At 62.4% G+C, this 24,995-nt stretch carries 17 protein-coding genes; 9 read left to right on the top strand and 8 right to left on the bottom strand.

Annotated features, from left to right (window positions below; translation table 11 throughout):
- Window positions 1-3 precede the first annotated feature (3 nt).
- Together AW06_RS08010 and AW06_RS08005 are read right to left on the bottom strand one after the other, a co-directional pair.
- Window positions 4-5,460, bottom strand: coding sequence for a CHAT domain-containing protein (locus AW06_RS08010; RefSeq protein ID WP_034948396.1), 5,457 nt, complete (start codon window positions 5,458-5,460; stop codon window positions 4-6).
- An 81-nt stretch (window positions 5,461-5,541) separates the two neighbouring features.
- Complete coding sequence (locus AW06_RS08005) at window positions 5,542-6,333, bottom strand: caspase family protein (RefSeq protein ID WP_034948393.1); 792 nt, start codon at window positions 6,331-6,333, stop codon at window positions 5,542-5,544.
- Window positions 6,334-6,720: 387 nt separating this feature from the next.
- Between AW06_RS08005 and AW06_RS20165 the strand changes: the two genes are divergently transcribed.
- Both AW06_RS20165 and AW06_RS20160 read left to right on the top strand, forming a co-directional pair.
- The gene (locus AW06_RS20165) at window positions 6,721-7,974 is read left to right on the top strand and encodes a caspase family protein (protein ID WP_273704505.1); all 1,254 of its coding nucleotides are present in this window, start codon (window positions 6,721-6,723) and stop codon (window positions 7,972-7,974) included.
- 26 nt (window positions 7,975-8,000) lie between these two features.
- Window positions 8,001-8,471, top strand: a complete 471-nt coding sequence (locus AW06_RS20160; protein ID WP_273704504.1) for a hypothetical protein — start codon at window positions 8,001-8,003, stop codon at window positions 8,469-8,471.
- A gap of 13 nt (window positions 8,472-8,484) precedes the next feature.
- Here AW06_RS20160 and AW06_RS07985 read toward each other — a convergent pair whose 3' ends face one another.
- The 3 genes from AW06_RS07985 to AW06_RS07975 all read right to left on the bottom strand — a co-directional run bounded on the left by AW06_RS07985 (window position 8,485) and on the right by AW06_RS07975 (window position 11,730).
- A complete protein-coding gene (locus tag AW06_RS07985; protein ID WP_034948389.1) occupies window positions 8,485-9,720 on the bottom strand; it encodes a phospholipase D-like domain-containing protein in 1,236 nt (411 codons plus the stop codon).
- Between the two features lie 53 nt (window positions 9,721-9,773).
- Window positions 9,774-10,286 (bottom strand): dual specificity protein phosphatase family protein, encoded by a 513-nt coding sequence (locus AW06_RS07980; protein WP_034948387.1) that lies wholly within the window; start codon window positions 10,284-10,286, stop codon window positions 9,774-9,776.
- A 214-nt stretch (window positions 10,287-10,500) separates the two neighbouring features.
- Window positions 10,501-11,730, bottom strand: a complete 1,230-nt coding sequence (locus AW06_RS07975) for a glycosyltransferase family 4 protein (protein WP_034948384.1) — start codon at window positions 11,728-11,730, stop codon at window positions 10,501-10,503.
- A 269-nt stretch (window positions 11,731-11,999) separates the two neighbouring features.
- Between AW06_RS07975 and AW06_RS07970 the strand changes: the two genes are divergently transcribed.
- Together AW06_RS07970 and lon are read left to right on the top strand one after the other, a co-directional pair.
- A complete protein-coding gene (locus AW06_RS07970) occupies window positions 12,000-12,419 on the top strand; it encodes an Hsp20/alpha crystallin family protein (RefSeq protein ID WP_034948381.1) in 420 nt (139 codons plus the stop codon).
- Window positions 12,409-14,781, top strand: a complete 2,373-nt coding sequence (gene lon / locus AW06_RS07965) for an endopeptidase La (RefSeq protein WP_034948378.1) — start codon at window positions 12,409-12,411, stop codon at window positions 14,779-14,781. Before AW06_RS07970 ends, lon begins: the two co-directional genes overlap by 11 nt.
- A gap of 67 nt (window positions 14,782-14,848) precedes the next feature.
- Here the strand turns inward: lon and AW06_RS20155 are convergent, their stop codons facing one another.
- Window positions 14,849-14,974 (bottom strand): hypothetical protein, encoded by a 126-nt coding sequence (locus tag AW06_RS20155; RefSeq protein ID WP_273704503.1) that lies wholly within the window; start codon window positions 14,972-14,974, stop codon window positions 14,849-14,851.
- A 339-nt stretch (window positions 14,975-15,313) separates the two neighbouring features.
- Here AW06_RS20155 and AW06_RS07960 point away from each other — a divergent pair, with 339 nt between their 5' ends.
- The 3 genes from AW06_RS07960 to AW06_RS07950 all read left to right on the top strand — a co-directional run bounded on the left by AW06_RS07960 (window position 15,314) and on the right by AW06_RS07950 (window position 19,965).
- Window positions 15,314-18,319 carry a tubulin-like doman-containing protein gene (locus AW06_RS07960; protein WP_034948375.1) on the top strand — a complete coding sequence of 1,002 codons (3,006 nt, stop codon included), beginning with the start codon at window positions 15,314-15,316 and terminating at the stop codon, window positions 18,317-18,319.
- A 75-nt stretch (window positions 18,320-18,394) separates the two neighbouring features.
- Window positions 18,395-18,814 carry a hypothetical protein gene (locus tag AW06_RS07955; protein ID WP_034948372.1) on the top strand — a complete coding sequence of 140 codons (420 nt, stop codon included), beginning with the start codon at window positions 18,395-18,397 and terminating at the stop codon, window positions 18,812-18,814.
- 29 nt (window positions 18,815-18,843) lie between these two features.
- Window positions 18,844-19,965: a TAXI family TRAP transporter solute-binding subunit gene (locus AW06_RS07950; protein ID WP_034948369.1), complete on the top strand. Its 1,122-nt coding sequence runs from the start codon at window positions 18,844-18,846 to the stop codon at window positions 19,963-19,965.
- Between the two features lie 218 nt (window positions 19,966-20,183).
- Here AW06_RS07950 and AW06_RS07945 read toward each other — a convergent pair whose 3' ends face one another.
- Both AW06_RS07945 and yegQ read right to left on the bottom strand, forming a co-directional pair.
- Window positions 20,184-21,272: a hypothetical protein gene (locus AW06_RS07945; RefSeq protein WP_246148424.1), complete on the bottom strand. Its 1,089-nt coding sequence runs from the start codon at window positions 21,270-21,272 to the stop codon at window positions 20,184-20,186.
- Between the two features lie 7 nt (window positions 21,273-21,279).
- Window positions 21,280-22,605 carry a tRNA 5-hydroxyuridine modification protein YegQ gene (gene yegQ, locus AW06_RS07940; protein ID WP_034948402.1) on the bottom strand — a complete coding sequence of 442 codons (1,326 nt, stop codon included), beginning with the start codon at window positions 22,603-22,605 and terminating at the stop codon, window positions 21,280-21,282.
- An 83-nt stretch (window positions 22,606-22,688) separates the two neighbouring features.
- Here yegQ and rng point away from each other — a divergent pair, with 83 nt between their 5' ends.
- On the top strand, window positions 22,689-24,143 hold the full coding sequence (gene rng / locus AW06_RS07935; protein ID WP_034948366.1) for a ribonuclease G: 1,455 nt from the start codon (window positions 22,689-22,691) through the stop codon (window positions 24,141-24,143).
- Window positions 24,144-24,272: 129 nt separating this feature from the next.
- A complete protein-coding gene (locus AW06_RS07930) occupies window positions 24,273-24,758 on the top strand; it encodes a DEAD/DEAH box helicase (protein ID WP_034948361.1) in 486 nt (161 codons plus the stop codon).
- The last annotated feature ends 237 nt before the right edge of the window (window positions 24,759-24,995 follow it).

Below are 24,995 nucleotides of genomic sequence, written 5' to 3'. Positions count from 1 at the left end.
TACTCAGAGCGCGTCGCGGATCGTCGCCAGCGCATCACGGATCGCTGCCGGCACCTGGTCGGCAACGGCGATGACGAAATCGAGGTGCTCGCGCACCGACGCCGCTTCGCGCGGGCTCGCCCCGCGCTGCAACGCGAGGCGATAGGTGGCGACGATGGCCTCGGCCTGTTTCTTCGGCACTTCGTCCGACCCGTCACCGGCGAGCAGTTGCACCAACAGGCAGTCGGCCGCACCGACGGCGCTCCAGAAATTCGGCTTCTCGGCATTGCGCCTGCGGGCGAGTTCGATCATCCGCTGGCATTCGTCGTCGAGCGACCGGTGCCAGTTCATGTCCGGGGTGCGCCCGAGCATCTCGCCGATCAGCACGGCAAGCGCCCAGTTGCTGAACGGGTAGGGGTCGTCGCGCTGGCTGAGTTCGAAGGCCTGGAAGTAGAAATTGGCCATGTTCACCACGGCTTCCAGGCGCATCGGCGGCGCCTCGACGATCCACGTCAGGCGCTTGCAGGCGCTGCCGAGCAGGTTGAGGCGCTCGACCGTCGGTGCCCGTTTGACGATCAGCGCAAGTTCGCCGATTGCCCTTTCGATGCGGCCGACGAGCTCGTGCCGCAGGGCTTCGTCGGGTACCGCAGCGGCGTTGCGCAACTCCTGCCAGCGCTGTCCGGCCAGTCGCACGTTGAAGTTCGCGCATTGCTCGACGACCCGCAGCGGGCAATCGCCGACGTTCGCGAGCAAGGCTTTGTCGAGCCATTCGACCGCCTGCGCATAGTCGCCGGTTTCGCCCCAGGCAAGACCGATCGCCGCCGCCACGTCAGCGCGCTTGAGCCAGGCCTCGCGCACCGCCTGCGGCATCCGTTCGAGTGCATCGCCGACCTTGCTGCGATGCGCCGCCGTCTGCTCCTCGTCATCGCCCCGATTGCGTTTTTCCATGCGGATCGACTGGCCCAGGTTGTCGAGCGTGGCGACCAGTTCGCTCGGATCGCGGTATGCAGCCAGGCGGCGGCCGTCGCTGGCGCGATGGTCGGCATGCAGCCTGAAGGCCGGGTCGCCATAACACTGATACGCTCCCCAGGTGTTGACTTCGGGAAAACGGACCCAGATCGCCTCGCGGGCGAGGCGAACCGATTCGCCGAAGGGCAGGCCCTGCAGCAGGTGCGTATAAAAGCTCTCGCAGAAGGTTTCGGCGGCCGCGTCATCGACCGCCCAGCCAGCGGCAACCACCGCCCTGACGCCCATCTCGATGAACTGCACCGCCAGGTTCGCAGCCAGTTGTGGACTGTGCCCGCCAGAGGCCGCGCTGGCCGTTTTGCCGAGGTGGCAGCAGTTGATGAAGACCAGTTCCGGCACCCAGCGCATCTGCTCGACATCGCCTGGCGTCAGGAAGACGTCGCCGCCGATGACCATCCCCGAGAAGGGCTGCGAAGGTCCGTCACGGGTCTCGACCCGATGCTCGTGCACGCCGTGGCCGGCGAGGTGCAGGATGCGCCAGGCCTCCTTGTGCAGGCCGGACAGGATCGCGTCGGACTTTTCGTCGATGCACTCGATGCTGCGGTAGCCATTGCGACCCAGCACCTCGACCACCTTCTGCGCCTCGCGCCGAGCCCCCGGCAGTTCGCAGAACTCCGCCTTGCCGACATCGGGATTGCCGACGACGAAGGCGGTGTGGGCACTGGCATGGCCGGGGTGCGGGCGAAAGCGCGCCGTCTTGAATTGCCGGACGAGACCGGCCTCGATCGCTGGCGGCCGCTGGCTGTGACTCCAGCGGTCCTCGAGCAGCTCCCAGGGAAAGCAGGCCGACTCGCGGTCGACCAGCAGTACCAGGTCATCCTGGCGCGGTGCCAGTTCCTTGAGCCGGTTCGGCAAGAGCATCTCGAACAGCGTCTTGGCCACCTCCGCATTGGCGGCCGGCGACTGGCTGGCCTGACGAACGAATCCTTCGGCGAGCGCCAGCTGGCCGGTCGCCAGCGTTTCCTCGGCACGGGCACGGTTGGTGGTGGCGACGAAGCGCAGCATGCCGCTGGCCTTGTCCCGGCCGATGTCGAGGCGTTGCCACCAGCCGCCGAGTTCCTCGAAGACGACGCGACGGTGGCCGCCGTCGCCCTCGACGAGGGTCCGTTCCGGCCATTCGACGTCTATCGCCAGTTGCCCGTCTTGCAGCAGATCCTCGAGCGCCCGTGCGGCGCCGATGGCGACGTCGTGCATCAGTTCAACGATCTCGAGGTGGTCGATGACGACTCGGTCCTCCATCCGCGCCTGCATCAGTTTGCCATTGGCCGCCGTCGCCGCGTGCAGCAGCGCCGCCAGCGACTCGCGCGCGGAGATGCCGCCGCCGGCCCCGGTTCCGACCAGCAGACAACTGAGTGCCGCCGAACGTGGCTGGTTCCCTGGACCGTAGCGGTCGTCGTCTGGCCAGCGCGCAACACGGATGGCAAAGTCGAGCATGGCGTCGCGCAGCGCCCTGATCAGCAGACCTGGCGATAGTTCGCCGATCTGGCCGAGACCGACGACGACGGCACCACCGGGCCTGGCGTCCTTGTCGGTATTGAAGAACAACGCGTGGCTGCCGAGCGGCCCTGGGTAGAGTCCAAGGTCAAGGCGTTGCGTCAGCGCCTGGTCGAGACGCTCGTCGAGGGCCTGCTCGGCGTTGACGATGGTGTCGCCCTGGTAGTGTCCGACGACTACCGGGTGCCGAACATAGGCCAGGTCGCCATGGACGATGCGGACGCGCAGCACCGGTACGCCGGCTGCCGGCGCCTCTTCGAGCGGCCGTGCCACTCCGAAACCGAAGCCGCGCACGTCGGAGGGGATGCCGTCGAACTGCGGCCGCACCGGCAGCACGAAGGGCGGCGTAGCCACTTCGTCGCGCCGCCGCCCGGGCGGCGTCGCCGACAGCCGAGTGGTCTTGCCGGTCGTCAGCAGTTCGAGGTAGCCGGGAAAGGCACGGGTCTTCGCACACAACTCGTCGTGCGCGGTATCCTCGACGTACCAGGTCGGCACCTCCCTGAGCAAGCCGGATCGCCATGTCACCGTGCCGTCGCCTTCTGCGGTGGCGAGGAATTCGAGCCGCTGACGCTTCGCCAGCCAGGCATCCGGGTAACCGGCGATGCGGTAATCGACGACCGTCGCCTCCTGGCAGCCGGCGATGTAGACCATATGATTCGGGTCGGGCGGTGCCTGCCTGAGCAATTCCCAGGTCGAGCGCGCCTGCGCCAGAGAACCGGCATCGGCGACCGGCCAGCGAGCGTCGATCTGCTGCTTGATCGCCGTCCACCACGCCTGTTGAGCGAAAGGCAACTGCGGGTCGTCGAAGGGCAGCAGTTCGAGCAGGCCGGGGAAATTGCGGACGATGTCGACGATCTCGTCGCTGCTGTGGGCAATGTCGAGCAGGCTCAGCTTGGCTTCGGTCGGGTTGGTCCCGGTCAGCCAGCGCACCGCCTCGTGCGAACCGAGGTTGGGTGTGCCGAGCATCATGAAACGGCTGTTCGGCAGCGCCACGATGCGCCGCCACAGCGCTGCGCCACGACCGCCATCGGCGATCATCGCGCGCACCACCAGTCCACCCATCGAATGCGCGACGAGGTGCACCGGCTGCTGTTGCCGCTCGCATTCCGGCAGCCAGAGTTCGAGTTTGTCGACCAGCTTGCGGGCTGCGTCGCGCACCGACAAGCGCCAGTCGTAGGGAAGAATCTCGACGCGGTGGCTGCGCGCCAGAAACTCGAGCAGTGGCCCATAGAAATCACCGAGCAGGTCTACCGCCTCGATCTCCGGCCGGCCCATGCGCAGGCGGCCGAGGCCACCCTTGAATAACGCCCAGTAATCGAGCCAGACCTTCTCACCCGACACCTTCAGCATGCTGCCCATGGTTCCCGGCAGCACGACCGCCAGCGGTCGCGGTGTCGTCGCCGCCCGACTGCGGCCGACCGCCTCGCGCCAGCGCGGTTCGACCGACCTGGCCTCCAGCAGCGGCTGGAACCCGCCGTCGCTGCCGTCGGCCCGGCCGAGGCCGGACTGCAACCAGCGGACGCTGCGCTCGTTGAGGAAATAACTGAAATGATTGACCTGCGCGCCGCGGTCGAGCAGGAAGCGCGCGCCCTTTTCCGGTCGGCGGATGCCGCCGTACATCGAGCCGGTGTTGACCACCAGGTCATGGTCGGCGCCGTAGAACCAGTCGCTGGCAAGGAGCTTGATCTGACTCCACAGTGAATCGCCCTGGTCGAGATCGCCGGCAATCACCGTCAGGTCGGCATGGGTGAGCAATTGCGGATGCTGCAGCAGACGAGTCAGCGCCGAGCCGGGCAGCATCGCCTCGAGGCCCGGCAGTGTGCGCGGATCGGTCCTCTCCTTGAGGACCGCCAGCAGGAAATCGAGCAGGTCTTCACCGACACCGTCCGGCACGAAATACTTGAGCACCGACAGCCAGCGGTCGAGCCGGCCGGAAGCGAGTGTCGTGCCGCGCGCCGGACAGGCGACACGGACGAAGCGGCGCACGCGGATGGCTTTGGCGTCGAGAATTCCGAGCAGCTCGACCAGCGCAGCCCGGTCGGCTGCGTAGGCCTGGTCGCGCTCCGCCATCGCCATGTCGTCGAGCGGGCTCAGCCCGAGTTGTGCGGCGACGGTGCGATCGGCCTTGAACAGGGTCTCGGCAAAGCCTTGCGAGAGCGGATCGTCGCGTCGATCGCGTTCGCCGAGGCACAACAGTTCGCCGACCAGACCGCCGCGCGAATGTGAGACCAGATGCAGTTCTGCATTCGGCGGCAGCCGCTTCGCCAGATCGAGCGCGTTGCCGATCGGGCTGACCGTCAGGCTGCGGTGCTCGAGCGTATAGACGCGTTCGCCGTAGGTGGCCGCGAACTGCGCGAGCGCCGCCGCACGGGCCTTGCTGCCGGGCTCCCACAGCTTGCCGTAGCTGCCCTTGAAGCTCGACGCCGTGCCGTGCAGGAAGACCAGGAGCGGCCCCGTGGCGCCAGGAATGTCGGCGTCGTCAGCGAGTGCCGTCAGCCGGCCGTCACTGGCGAGGTCGCAGCGGTAAATTCCCGGTGCATTGCCGCCGAGCAACCGCGCCTCGATTGCCGAACCCAGTTTGGCTGCCGAAGTCCCGGTCAGGTCTACGCCGAAGAACTCCAGCGCGCGGACACCGAGGCCGAGCCAGCCGCGACTGCCGGCGCGATCGGCAGCACGCGCGCGCGGCCGGGTGTCGATCTCCCAGGCAGCACCGCCGTCGCGTCCGACCGTCTGGCGGCCATGTTCGCGGATCAGGTCGTCGGCCCGCGACCAGAGCACGAAACCATTCGCCAGCTCGAGCCGGACCGCTTCGTCGCCACGCACCGTCAGCTCGCCGAGCGCTGCGTCGCGCCCGCTGCCGGGAACGACACGGCGAGCGCTGGTGATGGCGATGCCGGGGAGGCTCGGCTTGCTGATGTCGCTGACCGTGCCACGGATCAGATAGGTCTTGTCACTGGACATGGGGGATTCCTCGCAGAGGGGCGGGACGGACAGAATCTCCGGCGCCCACCGCGGCGGGCGGCGAGCCCCGGTGACGGCGATTTACTCGAAGATGCGGAAACGGCGGGCCGTGGCCGAGCCGAGGATCTGCGGCGACTGTGGCAGACGGGTGCTCGGCAGGTAGCCGCGAATCGCGGCGAACCAGGCCTCATAGGTCGCCGGTCTCTGTTCGTGCAGGCACTTCAGCGCATAGTAGGTAAAGGCGCCATTGGGCCGGCCACGGAAGCTGGTATCCCAACTGTATTCGGTGTCCTGGCAGCCAGCCAGGAGCAGGTCGCCACCGCTGCGCCGCAGACCGCTGACCAGGGTGCGCGGCCGGTTCGCCGAAGCCGGCAGTTCGTTGCCCGGCATCCAGTCCTGCAAGGGCATGTAGCGCGCCCGCGGCATGCCTGGATCGATGTCCGACTCGTCACCACGCGTGACCGAACCCGAATGGCAACTGTCCGAGATCAGCAGTATGCGCACGCTGGCGGCGCGCTGGGCGAACAGGATCCTGATTTCGTCGTCGAGCAACGGCCCGACCGTGCTGATGTCCCAGGGGCACAGGCCCTCGTCACGGCCGTCGGGTTCGTCGCCGTTGCTATCCGGTACCCAGGTGCCGTGGCCGGAATAGGTGATGACCAATGAATCACCGGCCTGGGCACCGGTGATCAAGCCGGCGATGCCGGCGCTCATCGCCGCTCGCGTCGCCTGGGCGTCGATCAGCGTGCTGACGGTGAAGCCGCGGCCACCGAGTTCGGCCGCCCAGTCATTGGCGTCATTGACGCAGCCCGACAGGTCGTTGCGGGTGCCCGGATAATCGTTGATGCCGATGCACAAAGCTCTTTTTGCCATGACAAGTCACCTCCTGAGAGTTGCAGGCCAGCGCGGAATGGCCAGCCTGGCATGGTCCATCGGCCCCGGCTGGCACCGCGGCCAACAACATACATGCGACATTGCAAGTGCACCGCAGCGCGCCGAGGCAACGCCGCCGACACTGACGAAATCAGCATGGAACATGGCCACGCCGATGTCAAGGTGGCGGTGATGCCGTTCATGGCAGATCGACCGCTCAGCCAGACGAGCGGGATGTCGAAGAAATTCAAGACTGGCTGGCCTGGCGACGCGGCAACGCCAACCGACCCAATTGAACGAATCCTGCTCCGGAGACATGACGAAGAGTCGCCGCGCGATTCTGATTCTATTGTGTTGCCCACGCTGCAGGCATAAGATTCGCGGGCCATGCCATTCCGATTGCCTCTAACGACATTCCTCTATGTTCTGCGCGCGCTGATCGTGGCGGCAGCGTGCATTTCTGCCGCGCCTGCGCAGCCGCAGCCTGCGCCGCCGGGACGGACGGATTCGCTCGGCAAACCCCTAGCTCCGTCGCCCGCCGGATTGGCGCCGGGGACGGCAGGCCGAATGGCCGGCGTCACCTCCTCCAGTCAGGGACGGCGCATCGCCCTGGTGATCGGGAACAGCGCCTATCAGCACCCCGACAACCTGCCCAGACTCGTCAACCCCGCGCATGACGCGGAGGACATCGCCGCTGCCCTGCGCCGCTTCGGCTTCGAAGTCATCGAGCGCAGAAACCAGACGCTCGAAGCCATGCACCAGAGCATCGCCGAATTCGGCAGCAGGATCGGTGGCAGCGAAGCGGCCTTGTTCTTCTTTGCCGGACATGGCATTCAGGTCAAGAACCAGAACTACCTGATGCCGGTCAATGCGCGGGTGGAAAGCGAAGCGATGGTTCCCTACCAGGGCGTCAACGTCAACCAGATCCTCGACGAAATGGACAATGCCAAAAGCAGCGTCAACATCGTGATCCTCGATGCCTGCCGCAACAATCCGGTCAGTGGCAAGTTCCGCTCGGGCCGGTCGCGCGGCCTGGCGAGTCCTGACGTCGTACCCAAAGGCACGGTGATCGTGTATGCCACCGATCCGGGTAACGTGGCGGCCGATGGCGATGGCCGCAACGGTTTGTTTACCGCCGGGCTGCTGACCGCTTTCCGAGGCAGGGATCTGAGCCTCGACGGCGTTCTGACGATCGCGAGCGCAGAAGTCGAACGTGCCAGCCGGCAAACCCAGACGCCCTACGTCAATGGTCCAAAAACCCTGCAGAAGAACTTCAGCTTCAACGTCGCCATGGCACCCGACCCCGCAGAAACCGAAACCCGATTCTGGAACGAAGCCAAGGCGAGCGGCACACGAGAAGCTTTCGAAGCCTACCTCAAGCGCTTTCCGTCAGGCACCCATGTCGCACTTGCCCAGGGAGAACTCAGAAAGAGGGAAGAATCCGAGCGTGCGTCGAAGCCACAGGAAAGCATCGAACGTAAGGCGGTCGGAGGAACGGTACCGGCCAGACCCGAAAAGACCCAGAAAGGCCCCGCTCCGGTACTCGCCCCGGTGGAAAACCGGATATCAAGGTCGGTGACAGATGGGCTTATCGGAACATCAATCTCTGGAAGAACGAAGAAATCGCCAGTGTTGAATTGAAGGTGACCGCAATCAGAGGAGACATCATGACCGTTGATCGAACATCGATCGATTCGAAAGGCGCTGCAGGTGCAGGAATCGAACGTTCGATCAGGAGAACGGCCGATCGATCGACCTGGACCCTGCTGGATCCCAACGTCACTCAGGGCAAGCGCCTGATCCTGTTGTTCCCTCTGGAAGTCGGGAAAACCTGGGATTTCGAGTATTCAATCAAGCGCCCGGATGGCGATGTCGTGATGAATAAACGCTCTGCCCGGGTTGAAGCCTGGGAGGATGTCGAGGTGCCGGCGGGAAGGTTCCGGGCATTGCGGGTGGTTCATTCCGGCCGCACCGAACGGCAAGGAAGGGAGGGCAGAGTGACGGGTAATGTGTCCGAAACCTTCTGGTACGCGCCCGAGATCAGGTCCATGGTCAAGCACGAGTATCGCGACACCATGGGCCACCTGCGAACCCGCGACCAGTTCCGCCAAGAACTGACTGCATACGACATCAAGTGACCCGGATTTCCCCTCAAAGCTCGAGGAGACGAAACTCCTGACTTTCCGCGATTCTGATGACATCGCCGGGGTGCAGGCGCGTCTCCCGATCGATCCGTTCGCCGTTCAGAAAGGTCCCGTTGCCGCTTCCCAGGTCCCGGATCGTACAGCGGTCCCCTTCGAGCCTGATCTGTGCGTGCAGCCTGCTCACCAAGGCATCACTGATGACGAAATCGTTTTCCTTGGCGCGTCCGATCGTGGTAATGCCTTCGCGGATTTCATGCCGCACGAGCGTGTCAATGCGCGAGATCAGTACCAGACGCAGCGATGACCGTTTGGCCAGCTCCGGGGGCGGTAGCGGAAACACCCGCAGCACCTGGGTCGCGGTGCTGCCCAACATCGGCGCCTGGTGCTCCCAGTCGTTTTCGAACACGGCATTCAAGCGTCGCAGAACGTCAGCGTCGTCGACCGAGATACTGAGTTCGCGGCGGCGGTCGAGGCTCTCCGTCCGCAGGTTCATGCTGCCGAGGACCGCCGTGGCACCGTCGACGATCGTGCACTTGGCGTGCAGCTTGTAGCGCGGGGCCGCCCGGAATTCGATCTCGGGCGGTAACCGGACTCTATGCTCCGCATCACCGAGAACGCGGACTAGCACTCCGCGCCTGGCTTTCTCCACCAGCAGACGGATGATTGCCGGGTCCTCCACTTTGGCGTCGGCGATGTCGATCGAATCCCTGGCCGTCTGCAGCAAGGTTTTCATCTTCTTGCGACTGTTGAACGGGCTGACCAGCAGCGGCGAATCCCTGTCGGGTTCAAAAGGCCTGTCGTCCCAGTCGGCGTCGAAGAGCCTGTTGATCTCGGCGGCGATTGCCGGGTCGTAGACTTCAACACCAAAGTCACGCGCATAGTGGAGATTCTCGCGCGTCGGATTGAAAGTGAACACCAACGCCTCTGCGTCATCTACCGTCATGGTCTTGTAGTGGTAGCGGGCCTGCTTGCTGTCGCCGGCGGGCTCCCTGGTCGAAATGCCGGCTTCGTTGGCATCCTTGAGGAGCTTTCGATTCTGCTCTTCCCAACCGCGCGCGCTGCTCGAGATCAGCACGCGGATGCGAACGCCACGCTGGCGGGCCTCGATCAGGGCGCGCTGGATGATCGGGTCGTCCATTCGGAATACGGTCAGGTTGATCGAGCGTTCCGCCCGGTCGACGGCGCGCACGATCGGAAAGAAGCTGTCGCCGGGTTGAACGATGAGCGATATCTTGTAACCCATCACGGGATCCTGTTCGGCAGCTTGACAGACATCGCATGGAAAGGCGTCAGTGCCTAACTGTCCGGCTGCGCGACGGCCAAGCGGGCCAGATAGTCCTGATGAACGTTGAGCTTCAGCGCATTGGGGCGAATCGCCTGAATGGCCGCTGTTGCTGCAGCCAATGAATCACCCCGTTCGACCAGAATCTGTGCAGCGATCAGGCCAGTTCGACCCGAACCGCCTTTGCAATGGATCGCTATTTTCTTGCCGGCGTCGAGCAGTTGATGCACGGCCCGTCGTTGCGCCGACCAGGCAACAGCAAATTCTTCCTCCGGCGCATGATCGTCTTCGATTGGCAAGTGAAACCATTGCAAACCGAGTTCCGGACAGAGATCAGCGATGTTCGTCACGGCATTGCTGGCCATTTCGGCATCCGGCATCAGCGTGATCACTGCGTCGGCACCCGCCGTTTTCAATTGTTCGAGTGCAGTGGCCAGTTCCACTCCTTTGGTTCCTGGGCAAGGAGTCAGAATCAGGCCTGCCCCGTCATCGGTAAGCGGCAGCAAATCATAGGGATGGTGGGTCATGGCATGAGGAGAATGAATGGGTGGGTGATCGGGCCTGCAGAATCACTATTGCCTTCAAAGTTCGATGGACAGGCCTTGCGCCTTCGTATTCTAGCCGAGTTGGCGGGGAAATCATTCAATGTGCCCGTCAGTAGGCCGCGAGCGAACATTACGGAGCGACTTTCCGGTCATGGCTTTTGAGCGGCTCACCTCATGACAGCCCTCGGCTCCGCCGTCAGATTGTGACTTGTCCGGCCAGTTCGTCGATGTAGGCCAGATGCTGCGGCAGGCAAATCCGTTTGAGGTCATAGCGGTCGATGATCGTCTGCCGGGCGCGTTGCCTGAGTAAAGCAAAATCACCAGGGAGTTCAAGCGTCTGAACCACCTGCTCGGCAATTTGTTGCGGCGAGAAGAAATCGACCAGAAGTCCATTGTCCCCATGGCGGATCACTTCTTCCACCGGCGCGGTTCTGGATCCCACGACTAGGCAGCCGGCGCTCATGGCTTCGAGCATCGACCAGGAGAGAACGAAGGGATAGGTCAGATAGACGTGAACCGCCGAGATTTGCAGCAGGCCGATGAACGCCGTGTAAGGAATCGTGCCGACGAAATCGAGACGCTGGAAGTCGATATCGCTCCTGACTTCGTTGAGAAACTGCTCGCGATAGGTCGTGCCCTGGGCGGGCCGGCTACCGTAACTGACCCCGTCACCGCCGACAATCAAGATATGGGCCTTCGGACGCCGGCGTTGGATTTCAGGAAGGGCGCGGATGAAGCTGTGATAGCCTCGGTAGGGTTCGAGGTTGCGATTGACGAAGGTGACAATTTCATCACCGGCGCGCAGGACACGAGCCTTTTCCCGCAGCGTGATTTGGGTGTCGGTTTTCGGGGTGATCGCTGCCGTATTCACCCCCTCATGGATGACGCGGATCTTGTGCTGGAAGCTTACGGGGTGGGTGGATTTCTGCCATGCGGTCGGTGAAACTCCGGCATCGCATTGTTCAAGGTTCATCAGGTTGGCGAAGTTCTTCGCCAGCAAGCGTGGCGCCTCGTCTGGATTTTCAGGAAACTCCGGGTCGAAGCCGACATCGGCGCCATGAGCATGATAGTAGAACTCGAAGTAGTTCAACAAAGGGATCTGCGGCCAGACTTCCTTGACGAACAGCGCTTCACCCCATCCTGGGTGGGCGCAGATGATGTCCGGGCGATAGCCCTGCACTTGCAGCTGTCTCGCCGCCCGGAAGCAGGCTTCGCCGCGAATCACCTTGGTCTCCGTTTCTTGCACCCAGGGGTGGATTTTGGGTGTATTGCCTCGCTTTGGCCCGTAACGGACGACACGAACACCGGCAAGAACCGGGTTATCCTCGATGCACAGCGCCGTCACTTCATCGCCTCTGGCCACCAGCGCCGCTGCAATGTGTTTGTATTGACCCGGAAAGTTCTGATGGATCAGGAGAATTTTCATCGTTGATGTGCGTGTGTTCGGCGTGTTGATTCTTGCGGTGAGGCATTCTATCAGGGCGTCAAGGACCGGATGCGTCATCGACATCCAACCGAATGCATTGCCCGTCCAAACGCCGTTTCTGGGTTAGAATCAGGGCCGGCTGGCTGAAACGAGCGGCACCCCATGGATCGATTCTGGAAAAGCCTCGATCACCCGACAACGGCGGATGCACGAAGATGGACGGCTGCGTCTACGTCAATCCGGATTTCATTTGTTCAAGGATGTCACCAATGAGAGCCGATGATCGAAGGTTATGGATGTGGGCGGAGGCGCTCGATCTGCTGCAGGGCGGCGAGCGATGGCAGCACCGGGTACTTGCCTGCGAGAACCTGCAGTCGGTGCCCTGCTGGGAACCGTCGGTCGATCTGTACGAAAACAGCGACGAGTTGAGACTGCTGGTGGCCTTGCCGGGCGTCGATTCCCGGCAGATTGAAGTCGTTCTCGATGAAGCTGGCCTGGTCGTCCGGGGCCGGCGACCGATACCCCAGGCCTTGCGTCGGGCAACGATCCACCGTCTGGAGATCCCCTACGGGCCATTTGAGCGCTGGATAGCGCTGCCGCCAGGAAACTACCGACTGCATGAGCAGTTCCTGGAGGATGGCTGCCTGGTGCTGGTGCTGCGCCACCTGCGAGACGACCATGCGATCTGACCGGACAGACGCGAGTCGCAACACGATCGCGGCTGGCTCCGGCATTCTGCTGATCCCCGACGACGCGATGGTCATCGTTCCGGTTCGCAACGTACTGCTCTTTCCCGGCATGATCCTGCCGCTCACCATCAGCCGCGAACAGTCGAAGCTGGCAGCGCAGCAGGCAGTCAAGACCGAGCGCCCGGTCGGTGTTCTCCTGCAACGGGATGCCGAGATCGAAGTGCCGGGGCCGGATGATCTTTGCCTGGTCGGTACGGTGGCCAACATCCTGCGTTACGTGACCCTGCCGGATAACACGCATGTCATCGTCTGCCAGGGGCTGCAGCGATTCCGCATCGTCGAGTACCTGCCGGGTTATCCTTTCCCGGTGGCGCGTATCGGGCGGATCGATGAACCCGAAACGACAGACAGCCAGATCGAGGCGCGCATGATTCAGCTCAGGGAGCATGCGCTCGAAGTCCTGCAGTTTATGCCGCAGGTCTCACAGGAACTGGTCGGTGCGGTCAAGAGCATTACCCAGGCGGGGGCTCTGGCCGACCTGGTGGCGAGTGTTACAGAACTGAAAATTACCGATCGGCAGCGGGTCCTGGAAAGCATTGACCTGCAGCGACGGCTCGACATCGTTCTCGATTGCCTGCTCGCACGCCTCGAGGTGTTGCGACTTTCACGCGAACTCGACGAGCGTACCAAGGCGAACATCGATCAGCGTCAGCGCGAATTCCTGCTGCGCGAGCAGTTGAAATCGATCCAGAAGGAACTCGGCGAGGGGGATACCGGCAACAGCGTCGAGATCGAGGCGCTGCGCAAGAATATCGCCGAAGCCCAGATGCCCGAGGAGGTGGCGAACCAGGCGAACAAGGAGCTGCAGCGCCTGGCGCGCATGTCGGACGCTTCTGCAGAATACTCGATGGTGCGCGCCTATCTCGACTGGCTGGTCGAGTTGCCATGGCGGGCGCCCGAGCCCGACCGGATCGAGATTGCCGAAGCCCGCCAGATTCTCGATGCCGACCACTTCGGCCTCGACCAGGTCAAGAAAAGGATCATCGAATTTCTCGCGGTGCGCAAGCTCAACCCGGGCGGACATGGGCCCATTCTGTGCTTTGTCGGTCCGCCCGGAGTCGGCAAGACCTCGCTCGGCCAGTCGATCGCCAGGGCACTGGGGCGCAAGTTCGTGCGCGCATCGCTCGGCGGCGTCCACGATGAAGCCGAAATCCGCGGCCACCGGCGTACCTATATTGGCGCCCTGCCCGGCAACATCATTCAGGCAATCCGCAAGGCCGGATCACGGGGCTGTGTGATGATGCTCGACGAGATTGATAAGCTCGGTGCCGGCATTCAGGGGGACCCCTCGGCCGCACTGCTCGAAGTGCTCGATCCTGAGCAGAACAATACCTTCCGCGACAACTATCTGGCCTTGCCGTTCGACCTGTCCCGGATGCTGTTCATCACCACCGCGAATGTGCTGGACAATATTCCGGGGCCACTGCGCGACCGCATGGAGATCATCCAGTTGCCCGGCTACACGCAGGAGGAAAAACGGGAGATTGCCCAGCGTTATCTGGTCGGGCGTCAGATTGCCCAGAATGGACTGAAGGAAGGTCAGATCGAGTTCTCGGAGCAGGCACTCGTGGCGATCATCCGTAATTACACGCGCGAAGCCGGCGTACGCTCGCTGGAGCGGGAAATTGGCGCAGTCTGCCGACGCGCGGCGGTGAACATTGCCGAGGGCAGGATGTCGTCCATGCAGGTCGATGAGGATGATCTCGCCGGCATACTCGGACCCATCAAGTACGATAACGAAGTTGCCTTGCGCACCGGTCTTGCCGGAGTGGCCACCGGACTGGCGTGGACGCCGGTCGGTGGCGACATTCTGTTCATCGAAGCCAGCCGCACGGCAGGTGACGGCAAATTGATCCTGACCGGACAACTTGGCGAGGTGATGAAGGAATCCGCGCAGGCAGCGCTGACCCTGGTGAAAACGCGCGCCACGGACCTCGGCATCGACGCCGGCAGCCTCGAGAGAAGCAACGTACATGTGCATGTGCCGGCTGGGGCAATCCCCAAGGACGGTCCGAGCGCGGGTGTGGCGATGTTCATCGCGCTGGCCTCGCTGTTCGTCAACCACCCGGTGCGTAACGATAGCGCGATGACGGGCGAGATCAGCCTGCGCGGACTCGTTCTGCCGGTGGGGGGAATCAAGGACAAGGTACTTGCCGCCATGCGCGCCGGAATTCAGCGGGTGCTGTTGCCGGCAAGAAACCGCAGGGACCTTGAGGAAGTCCCGCCGGAGGCGAAGGAGCGCATCGAATTCATCTTCCTGGACAATGTGGACGATGCGATCCGTCACGCCATGCGGCAATGAGTCGACGGGATGTGCCTTACCCCGACAAGGTTGATATTTGTTATCTGAACCCACCTTTTGCCATCAGCTATGCCGCTTCCTCGACGAACAGACGCTGCCACTCGACGCGCTTGCGTGCCGGACTCCACTTGAGCACTGCCAGGCAGGCGTCGAGTATTTGCGCGCGCCACGTTCGCCGACAAGCCTGATCCATGCACCGCTTCAGAGCTTCTCCCCCCACTCATTGCTGGTGGAGTGGCGCGTCGTAATGCCTGCCTTCAGTTCTTTTCAATTCTTGTTTCTCGTTCATCGGCAAGCTCCAATCGAGCGAGCGACGGGTTTCACCGTCGTCGACAGTGGCGATCACGCCTTCCCGCGATTGACCGCAGTTGTTGGGTGGACATATACTCATCCGGGCAGCAGGAGACTGCGGCAAGCGGCCATCTGACTAGCACTGCGCAGATCCCACGGCTCCGCCGATACCGCCTGCGGCAGAGTGTGGCGCATCAATGATCATTTTAATTTCGACTCATTGCAACGAGGAACTTTCGGAATGAATCACCTCGTCATCGGGCTGGGCGGTACCGGAGGGAAAATCATCCGGACCCTGCGAAAGAGCCTGTACCAGGAGTTGCGTGGCGGCAAACTGGCCGACATCGGCATCGGCTACCTGTACGTCGACTCGTCCAGCGAAATGATGTCGATCGACGACCCCGGCTGGAAGACGCTGGGCACCTCGGTCCAGTTGCCCAAGGCCAGCCAGTTGCTGATTACCGATGCCAACCTCAGCTCGCGGCTCGACAATCTCGACAGCTATCCAGGACTCAAGCACTGGCTGGGCAGCCCGCAGGAGTGGCGCGACATTCTCAACAGCATTGTCGGCGCCACGCTCGGTGGCCAGAAGCGCCGGCTGGGCCGCTTCCTGTTTGCCTGCAAGGCCGACAAATATCGCGAACAGGTACAATCGCAGGTCAAGCTGCTGCAGCAGAACGGCCAGACAGAAGTCACCTTCCATGTCGTGCTCGGCCTGGCCGGTGGCACCGGCAGCGGCAGCGTGATCGACGCGGTGGCACAACTGCGGGATCTGTATCCCGATTCCAAGCGTTTCCGGGTCTTGATCTACGCGCTGCTGCCCGATGCCTACCCGAACCCCAACTGGGATACCGGCAACTACCACGCCAACGGATTTGCCGCCCTGACCGAACTCAATGCCATGTCGGTGGGTGTTTATCAGCCCTACGACGTGACCGGCGTGAAGGAACGGCTCACGCTGAGCGACCCGTTCAATGGCTGCTTCGTGTTTGGCAACGAGAACGAGAACGGCCTGACGGTGGATGTGGACCGGGACGTGCCCGGCATCGTCGCTGACTTCCTGTATCAAAAGATCGTGACCGCAAGGAACATCAACTGGGCCTCGCTCGACCGCATGGAGAATGCGGAAAACGGCGACGGCTCGCCGGAAACCGCAGCGCGGGGGCGCATTCCAGAGCGCTCCAAGCGTTTCCTGACATTCGGCATCAAGCGGCTGTCCATTCCGGAAGAAGAGATCAGCGAGTACCTGACCTACAGCTTTGCCCGACAGGCGGCGCTGCAGTTGCGCTTCAATCACTGGCAGGAGGCGTCCGGCTTCATCGAGGAGCCGCGCAAGCAGGATTTTCACGAGTTTGTGCAGCAAAAAGAGACGCAGCTCCGCTGGCTGCTGTCCGACGACCATCTGACGCTGGCGCTGGGCATCCTGCCGGAAGATGCCGCGAACAAGCGCTGGAAGTCGTTCACTGGCGAGTGGGAAGCCGTCATCCCCAACTTCAAGTCGCTGGTGCGCGAGCGCGAGCGCGCCACCTGGCTGGACGAACTCACCAAGTTGTGTGAAAAGCGTTACCAGGATGATTACCGCTCACTGGGCGTCCCCGGTTTCTATCGCACCAAGCTGAAAGCGCGCAAGGACATGGCGCGCGAGATCCGGGTGCGGATCGAGCAGGAACTGGTCAATGAATGGAAGGTCGGCGCCAAGTCCGCCTGGGATGTCTCCCGCCTGCTGATCGCGCTGAGCGAAAAACTGGACGAACGTCTGAAGGCCTGCGACGAACACATTGCGCGTGCGCGCCACGCAGAGGAAGAAGCGCAATCGCGCGTCCTGGGCAATGCACACAAATGGTCCAGCATGAGCCTGTTCTCCAAGCACCTGCTGGGAACGCCGGACAGCCTGCTGGACGCCCATGGTGTACATTTGCAGGAGATGTATGTGTACCGTACCCGCGCCGAAGGCTGGGGCTTTGCCAAAGCGCTGCTGATCGAGGTGATCGCCGAAATCACCGATCTCAAAGGCGAAGTGGACCGGGCGGCCAACACCTTGCAGCAGGCTTTGAAGAAGTTCGATGTCAATCTCCAGGCGCGCCTCTCCGATGCCGGTGCAGGCGACTTGCGTCAGCACCTGATCCGCTTTTATGACCCCGTCCAGGTCAAGCAGATCAGCCGCCGGCTGGTGGTGGACGAAGCCGAACAGAAAACGCAGACCAGCCGGGTACGGGCCGCCCTGGTCGAAAAGATTGGGCAGGATTCGAGTTTTGCCCTGTTCAACCAGCGGGTGACGGAATCGACCTTTCTCGATGTGCTGGAAACGGTGTGCGAGGACAACGCGCGTATCGCCCACCAGAACCTGGTACAGAACCCCAAGGAACGGCTGCTCGGCGTGTCGATCATCGACAAGTTGCGCGACCGCTACGGCGCCGATCCGCAGGAGTTGAAAAGCTACGTGAGTGAGCTGGTCAGCCGGGCAGGCAACTTCATCACCCTCGAGCCGCTGGAAATCCACCGGGCAGCGCCCGGCATTCCCGTGGGGGTACCCACGGCGGTCAGCAAATTCACCGTGATCCTGCCGAGGGCGCCTGAACAGACCGAGTTCGCCCTGGGACTGAAGAATGCCCTGCGCGAAGCCAAAACCGGCGATGTGGAGATCATTGACTCGGATGGCCGACGTAACGAAATCACACTGGTCTCGATCACCAACCTGTTCCCGCTGCGCTACCTCAAGCCGCTCAAATTCCTGGAAGAAAAATACCGCCGCCGCATCGAGACCGGTGGCGCGCGCGCGCGGCTCGAACTGCACACCGAGGGCGACGGCAATGCCTGGCCGCGGCTGTTCGTGGCCTCCAGCGCCGAAGTCAAGCAGCAGGCCCTGCCCTACGTGCTGCTGGCCAAGGCTTTGGGATTCATCCATGAAAGCAGGAATCCGGCTACGGGTGCGGAGGAAGTGCTGCTGCTCACCAAGGATGCCGACGGCTTAGACAATGACCCGGTCCTCCTGGGCAAGAGCTTCATGGCCAGCGCCGACAGCATCAACCTGGAGAATCTGCACGCCATCCGGTCGGTCTGCGACGCAACGCTGACCAGTGCCAGCTACCTGCACCAGGACCGCCGCAGCGAGGTGCAGCGGGCCATCCTGGCCGAGGTCGAAGCCATCAAGGCCGCACGCGGCGGCAATATCCAGGATGAAACCTACCGCCGCTTTCTGGAGGCCGGCCGGCGTGCACTGGCCATACTCAAGCGCGAAGTCGCCTGATGCGCCTTGGTTGAAGCCGACAATCCATTCGCCGGCTTCTTCGACTTCTCAGAAAAACCAGGAGGAACTCCCCCGATGGCCAGCATGAAATCCAAATCCGGCAAATGCTCGAACTTTGGCAATTGCGCCACGGCCGACGCCCGCGCAACCGTCGAAGTTCCGGGCGGTCGGGACTTCGTCTGCAATGAATGCGGCAAGCCCCTTCTGCTCATCGACGCCGGTCCCCAGGGCGGCGGCTCAAAGACGCTGCTCGTGTTGGGACTGTTGCTGGCCGCGCTGCTGGTCGCAGGGGGCGCTGCATGGTTCTTGCTGGCCGACACCGCCGCGCCCACTCCTCCGCCAGTCATGCCGGCACCCGAGACGCCGGCGGTGATCGCACCAGCGCCACCCGCACCAGCAGCTCCGCCACCCCAGACCGAAGCACCCACCCGGCCGGCCCATGGCCATTGCTCTCCCGCCGACGAGCGCGCCGGTCTGTGCCGCACGACCCCCTGACCCTGTTTTTTTATTTCCCGGCATCCGCCATGAAAAAATCACTTGACTCACGGCTCGCTGGCATCAAGTCCCTGCTCGTCGGAATTTCGGCGGCCGTGCTGTCGATGACCGCCCCGGCCGAAAGCATCGTCACCGGTGGCAAGACAGGCACCTATTACGCCATCGGCACCAACTTGCGGGATTTTGTCAATCCAGCCCTGGAAGTGAAGGACTCCAAAGGTTCCTGGGCCAATGTGGAAGACATGAGCCAGACCCGAGGCGTCACCCTGGCGATCGTCCAGTCGGATGTATACTCCGCCTTCGTGCGGATGCGTGACGCAAGCGATGTCCCGCAGGCAACGCGCCGTGAATACGCACAACTGCTGGCCAACTTGCGGGTGTTCATGCCCTTGTATCAGGAAGAAATCCATTTCCTGGTTCGCAAGGACGAGCCTATCGAATTCATTCATCAGATCAGGGGAAAACCCATCTGGATGGACATGGAGAAAAGTGGTACCTACCTCACCGCCTTGAATGTGTACAGCAAACTGTTCCAGGAGCGGCCCAATGTCGTGCAACCCTTCATCAACGCCACCGCCACGGGCGATGACGAAGGTACCAAACGACGCCGCTCGGCCTTGATGGCATTGAGCGATCCGGCTTATTACCAGGCCTATCCGAAGATTGACGTGATGGTGCTGGTGGGAGGGCAACCGCTCGGCCTGCTTGAGAAAAATGTCCCGGCCAACCTCAAGCTGCTGAAATTCGACCCGACACAGGCCAATTCGGACAAAATCCTGCAGGAATACCGGAAAGCTGATATCAGGAAATCCAGCTACCCCCAGCTGAACATTGCTGGCAACGATTCACCCTCGCTGGCCGTCGATTCCTATCTGATCACGGCCAATTTTGCAGACCCTCAGAGGAATCAGTTCATCAAGGATTTCGCTGGCCAGTTCTGCGAGAAATTCGCGGTTTTACGGGACCGCGGGCACGCCAAATGGCGGTCACTGACCTGGCAACCGGGCTCCGCGCTGCCGCCTCTGGCCGCAGGCTGGCAGTACTCCGACAAAGTCAAGGAGCGCCTGGCCAGCTGCTCATCCGGCTCCGCCGCCAAACCCGGCCCCGGCACCTGTAGTCCACAGGACCGCTTTTCCGGCCTTTGCAAGTAAAGTTAATGTGAAAGTCGCGTCAGCGACTCACGAATCGCCCCTCCCCGCTTGTTGGAGAGAGATTGGTGAAGAAGGAAACGGTCATGGCTTTCATGACCAGGGGTGTCTTGCCAAGTCATGACCGTTGGCGGCTGTTAATTTTTCACTCCCGCAGCATGTTCTGCACGATATCCTAACGGGGAGCAGGAGCGGAGATCTTGCTCGGGAATCTGTTACCGTTAGTCCGTCAGCCACGGCAGCAGCGCGGCAGCCGCTTCTTCAGCACCTGAAGGCCAGGGCAGCGCTGGAGCAGCTTGCTGCCACAAACACGCCAGCGCCTCCCGGAGATGGCCGGCCAGCAGGTCCGCCGCACTGATTTCCCGGCACCGGGCATGCCTGTGCAGCCAGTCGATCAGGCAATCCTGTTCGGGCCAGTCGTGCCTGCGCACATAAAGGATCGGTGTGCCGTTGCAGGCAGCTTCGGTGAATGTGCCGTAACCAGGTTTGGCGACCACCGCGTCGACCGCGCACAGGAGGTCGGTCATTGGTCGGTCGAGCGGCTCGAAGTTGCTGGCGTTCGGGTGTGTCACCTGCCAGTCTTGCGGAATCAGCCAGCGCACGCCGGCGATGCGCGGCCAGTTGGCGATCGGTAGTTGTTGACTAACACCGCCGAAAGCGATCAGGACCAGTCGCTCGTCACTGGCACAGCGTAGTTGCGCCCGCACGGCCTGGCGGCAGTCCTTGCCGAGATCGGCGACCGGACCAATGGGGCATACCCGTGACAATTCGGTCATGGCCATGCCGGGAGTCAGCCGCAGGAAGCATTCGGCGCCGTGGTACGCGGCCATCATCTGCTCAAGAATCGGCGCTGCCCAGGGCTCATTGGCAAAGAAATGAGCAAACAGTCCGGCCCAGTTGAGGGAACACATTGCCAGCGCGGGGATGCCGGCGCGTTCGGCGCCAGCCAGCGGCAGGTAGGCGACATCGCTGAACACCAGTCGGGCTTGCAGTTCGTCGAGCAGGCGCGCTTCACGGTCCACACGAGCTTCCCAGTCGGCATGTTGGGTACGGTAGGCACGAGCCGTTGCCTCGAGGTCGACGCGCATCGCGTCGTACATCACATAGCCGAAATCACTGCTTTCCGCCAGATGCCTGAAAGGAGTGACAAGGCGGGTCTGCAGCCGAGAGGTGGGCAGCGCACTGCGAAGGGTGATGCGCAGCTCCGGCAATTGCCGCGCCAGGCGGTTGAGCACCGGCGCCGCTTGCGCCAGGTGGCCGAAGCCGTGTGCCGAGATGTCGACAAAGAGGTGGGGGGGGCCGGGCATCATGGCTGATTCAGACGAAGCGTGCCAGCAACGCTCCGGGCAATTCGGCCGGCAGTGGAATCCAAACACGATGGCCATTGCCGGGGGCAACGCGAATTTCGGCGCCATCGATATGCTGCATCCGCTCCAGAGCCAGCTGGCGGTTGCCCGTGGGATGGATGATCTCGAGGCGGTCGCCCACCGCAAAGCGATTCTTGACCTCGATCAGCGCCAACTGGCGCGCTGCGTCCCACGCCAGTACGTCGCCGACATAGAGACTGCGTCCCGATTCGGAATGACCGCGCAGGTAATTCTGTCTCTCATGTTCGTGGTGGCGCTGATAAAAACCGTCGGTGTAGCCGCGATTGGCCAGCCCTTCAAGTTCGCCGAGCAGTCCGGGGTCGAACGGTCGCCCGGCGACGGCATCATCGATGGCACGACGATAGACCTGCGCGGTGCGCGCCACATAGTAGGGCGACTTGGTACGCCCCTCGATCTTCAGCGAGTCGACACCGATCTCGGTCAGGCGCTGGACATGCTCGACGGCCCGCAGATCCTTCGAGTTCATGATATAGGTACCGTGCTCATCCTCGTCGACCGGCATCAGTTCGCCACGCCGCGCCTTCTCCTCGAGCAGCCAGACGCGATCCCCTGATCGTGCATCGGGTGAATTGGGTGGCTGGGGAGAACTGGCGGCATGGACATCGCCAGCCGCATCCACTTCACCTGCCTGGAGCCGATAATCCCAGCGACACGAGTTGGTACAGGTGCCCTGATTGGGGTCACGATGGTTGAAGTATCCGGAAAGCAGGCAGCGCCCTGAATAGGCGACGCAGAGCGCACCGTGGACGAAGACTTCGAGTTCGATGTCGGGACATTGCTGACGAATCTCGGCGACTTCGTCGAGCGACAGTTCGCGTGAAAGGATGACCCGCCTGATGCCGAGCTTCTGCCAGAAACGCACCGCCGCAAAGTTGACGGTATTGGCCTGTACCGAGAGATGTACCGGCATCTGCGGCCATGTCTCGCACACCAGGTCGATCAGACCGGGGTCGGCCATGATCAGGGCGTCAGGCCGAAGTGCGACGACAGGCGCCATGTCGGACAGGTAGCTGTGGACCTTGCGATTGTGCGGCAGGACGTTGCTGACCACATAGAGTTTGCTGCCGGCGGCGTGTGCCTCGCCGATGGCGGTGCCGAGTGTGGCGAGGTCTCCGAAGTCGTTGTTGCGCACCCGCAGGCTGTAGCGCGGCTGGCCGGCATAGACCGCGTCGGCACCGAAAGCCAGGGCGGCGCGCAGCATCGCCAGCGACCCCGCGGGTGCGAGCAATTCGGGGGCGGTCAGGACTGCGGGCATCCGGGAGAGCTTCGGCACGGGTAGAATGTGGCAAACCGCCATGTTACTCCCATTTCCACTCCCATTCTCCAGATTGCCCCGCCATGTCCGAAGAGATCCTGATCAACTTTACCCCGCAGGAAACGCGCGTCGCCGTCATGCATCAGGGCGTCGTGCAGGAACTGCACATCGAACGCAGCGCCAGTCGTGGCTTCGTTGGCAATATCTACGTGGGACGCATTGTTCGCATCCTGCCGGGTATGCAATCGGCGTTCATCGACATCGGCCTCGGCCGTACCGCGTTTCTGCATGTTGCCGACATTCGCGAGCCGCGTCCGAGCGACGAACCGCTGCGACCGATCGAGCGCCTGTTGTTCGAAGGACAAAGCATTCTGGTGCAGGTGATCAAGGACCCGATGGGCAGCAAGGGCGCACGCCTGTCTACGCAGGTGTCGATCGCCGGACGGATGCTGGTCTACCTGCCGCAGGACAAGCACATCGGGATCTCACAGCGCATCGAGCGAGAGTCCGAACGTGAAGCGCTGCGCGAGAAACTGGGTCGCCTGGTACCCGGCGACGAGGTCGGTGGCTTCATCGTCCGCACCATGGCCGAGAGCGCGAGCGAGGCCGAGCTCGCCAAGGACATCGAGTACTTGCGCAAACTCTGGCGCGACATCCTGACGCAATCGACCACCGCCGCCCCCCCTTCCCTGCTCTACCAGGAGTTGTCGCTGGCACAGCGGGTACTGCGCGATTTCGTCAACCCCGAGACGGCACGTATCGTCATCGACTCGCGCGAAAACTTCCAGAGGCTCACCAATTTTGCCGCCGAGTACACGCCGACGGTCGCACCCTTGCTGGAACACTATGTCGGCGAACGGCCGCTTTTCGACCTGCATGGCGTGGAAGACGAACTGCAGAAGGCCCTCGCCCGCCGCGTCGATCTGAAATCCGGGGGGTACCTGATCATCGATCAAACCGAGGCGATGACCACCATCGACGTCAATACCGGTGGCTTCGTCGGCGTACGCAACTTCGACGACACCATTTTCAAGACCAATCTCGAAGCCGCACAGACGATCGCGCGCCAACTGCGCCTGCGCAACCTGGGCGGCATCATCATCATCGACTTCATCGACATGGAAAACGAAGAGCACCGCACGGCGGTCCTCAGCGAGTTCAACAAGGCCCTGGCGCGTGACCATACGCGTCTGACGGTCAATGGCTTCACCGCACTTGGACTGGTCGAGATGACCCGCAAGCGGACGCGCGAGTCGCTTGCACATGTGTTGTGTGAGGAATGCCCGACCTGTGGCGGGCGTGGCGAGGTCAAGACGGCGCGCACCGTGTGTTACGAAATCCTGCGCGAACTGCTGCGTGAAGCCCGCCAATTCAACGCGCGCGAATATCGCGTGCTCGGCAACCAGGCGGTGATCGACCGCTTTCTCGACGAAGAGTCGCAGGGTCTGGCCATGCTCTCCGACTTCATCGGCAAACCAATTTCACTTCAGGCGGAGCCCAGCTACTCGCAGGAGCAATACGACATCGTGCTGATGTGAGATTGCGGGGCGGCCCGCTACGTCTCACCTGCTCAATGCCCGCATGGAGTGAACCCAAGTACAGAGGATGGTCGCACGAGGTCATGCTCCAATGCGCCTACGGCGTGACAAGAAGCAGGGAGGCTAGATTTGAACGTCTTCGATTTCCGCCAGCACATCGTCAACGAGTACTCGGAGTTCACCCGCAGCTTTACGCGCATCAAGGCCGAGGACATACAGTCGTACGTCACCAAGGCATACGACTCGCAGAAGTACTGGCCCGAGCCGCTCATCCAGGTTAACCCGAATTTCAAACCCGGAGGAACCGTTCAACAGCTCGTGCAAGCTGGGCAGTTACACCCTACGTGCGCGGAGATTTTCCGCCTGGGCAAGAACGAGTCATCCGTCGGGGTTCCGCTGCCCCTGTACACCCACCAGCAAGAGGCCATCCGCTTCGCCGCAGCGGGTGAGAGCTATGTGATGACCACCGGCACTGGCTCCGGCAAGTCGCTTGCGTATTTCATTCCCATCGTCGACGCTTGTTTGAAGGCGAGGCTGGCCGCGTCGGAGCGGCGGACCCGAGCCATTGTCATCTATCCGACGGACCTTCCTGGCCTCCCCGATGTAAGTCGTTGATTATTCGCGAAAAGCCAATAAATTCCTGAAAGTGTAGGCATGTAAATGTAAAAATAGCAATTTACAGACATACCGTTATGTGCTTTTATTTTCAGCATGTATATCGCCCGCGTCCCCAACCGAAAATCCAGGCCCGCCATCCTGCTCCGCGAGTCCTATCGTGAGGGCGGCAAAGTCTGCACGCGGACGATTGCCAACCTGACGAACTGGCCACCGGTAAACGTTCACATCCCCCTC

The sequence above is a fragment of the Candidatus Accumulibacter cognatus genome (assembly GCF_000584975.1).
In the GTDB taxonomy this organism is placed as follows: domain Bacteria; phylum Pseudomonadota; class Gammaproteobacteria; order Burkholderiales; family Rhodocyclaceae; genus Accumulibacter; species Accumulibacter cognatus.
Note: the sequence above shows the minus strand (reverse complement) of the source record. Positions and strands in the feature narration are given on the sequence as shown.

Excerpts from the sequence above, each read along its gene's own strand:
- AW06_RS08010 (WP_034948396.1), bottom strand. The coding sequence starts at position 5,460 with ATGTCCAGTGACAAGACCTATCTGATCCGTGGCACGGTCAGCGACATC.
- AW06_RS08005 (WP_034948393.1), bottom strand. The coding sequence starts at position 6,333 with ATGGCAAAAAGAGCTTTGTGCATCGGCATCAACGATTATCCGGGCACC.
- AW06_RS20165 (WP_273704505.1), top strand. The coding sequence starts at position 6,721 with ATGCCATTCCGATTGCCTCTAACGACATTCCTCTATGTTCTGCGCGCG.
- AW06_RS20160 (WP_273704504.1), top strand. The coding sequence starts at position 8,001 with ATGACCGTTGATCGAACATCGATCGATTCGAAAGGCGCTGCAGGTGCA.
- AW06_RS07985 (WP_034948389.1), bottom strand. The coding sequence starts at position 9,720 with ATGGGTTACAAGATATCGCTCATCGTTCAACCCGGCGACAGCTTCTTT.
- AW06_RS07980 (WP_034948387.1), bottom strand. The coding sequence starts at position 10,286 with ATGACCCACCATCCCTATGATTTGCTGCCGCTTACCGATGACGGGGCA.
- AW06_RS07975 (WP_034948384.1), bottom strand. The coding sequence starts at position 11,730 with ATGAAAATTCTCCTGATCCATCAGAACTTTCCGGGTCAATACAAACAC.
- AW06_RS07970 (WP_034948381.1), top strand. The coding sequence starts at position 12,000 with ATGAGAGCCGATGATCGAAGGTTATGGATGTGGGCGGAGGCGCTCGAT.
- lon (WP_034948378.1), top strand. The coding sequence starts at position 12,409 with ATGCGATCTGACCGGACAGACGCGAGTCGCAACACGATCGCGGCTGGC.
- AW06_RS20155 (WP_273704503.1), bottom strand. The coding sequence starts at position 14,974 with ATGGATCAGGCTTGTCGGCGAACGTGGCGCGCGCAAATACTCGACGCC.
- AW06_RS07960 (WP_034948375.1), top strand. The coding sequence starts at position 15,314 with ATGAATCACCTCGTCATCGGGCTGGGCGGTACCGGAGGGAAAATCATC.
- AW06_RS07955 (WP_034948372.1), top strand. The coding sequence starts at position 18,395 with ATGGCCAGCATGAAATCCAAATCCGGCAAATGCTCGAACTTTGGCAAT.
- AW06_RS07950 (WP_034948369.1), top strand. The coding sequence starts at position 18,844 with ATGAAAAAATCACTTGACTCACGGCTCGCTGGCATCAAGTCCCTGCTC.
- AW06_RS07945 (WP_246148424.1), bottom strand. The coding sequence starts at position 21,272 with ATGATGCCCGGCCCCCCCCACCTCTTTGTCGACATCTCGGCACACGGC.
- yegQ (WP_034948402.1), bottom strand. The coding sequence starts at position 22,605 with ATGCCCGCAGTCCTGACCGCCCCCGAATTGCTCGCACCCGCGGGGTCG.
- rng (WP_034948366.1), top strand. The coding sequence starts at position 22,689 with ATGTCCGAAGAGATCCTGATCAACTTTACCCCGCAGGAAACGCGCGTC.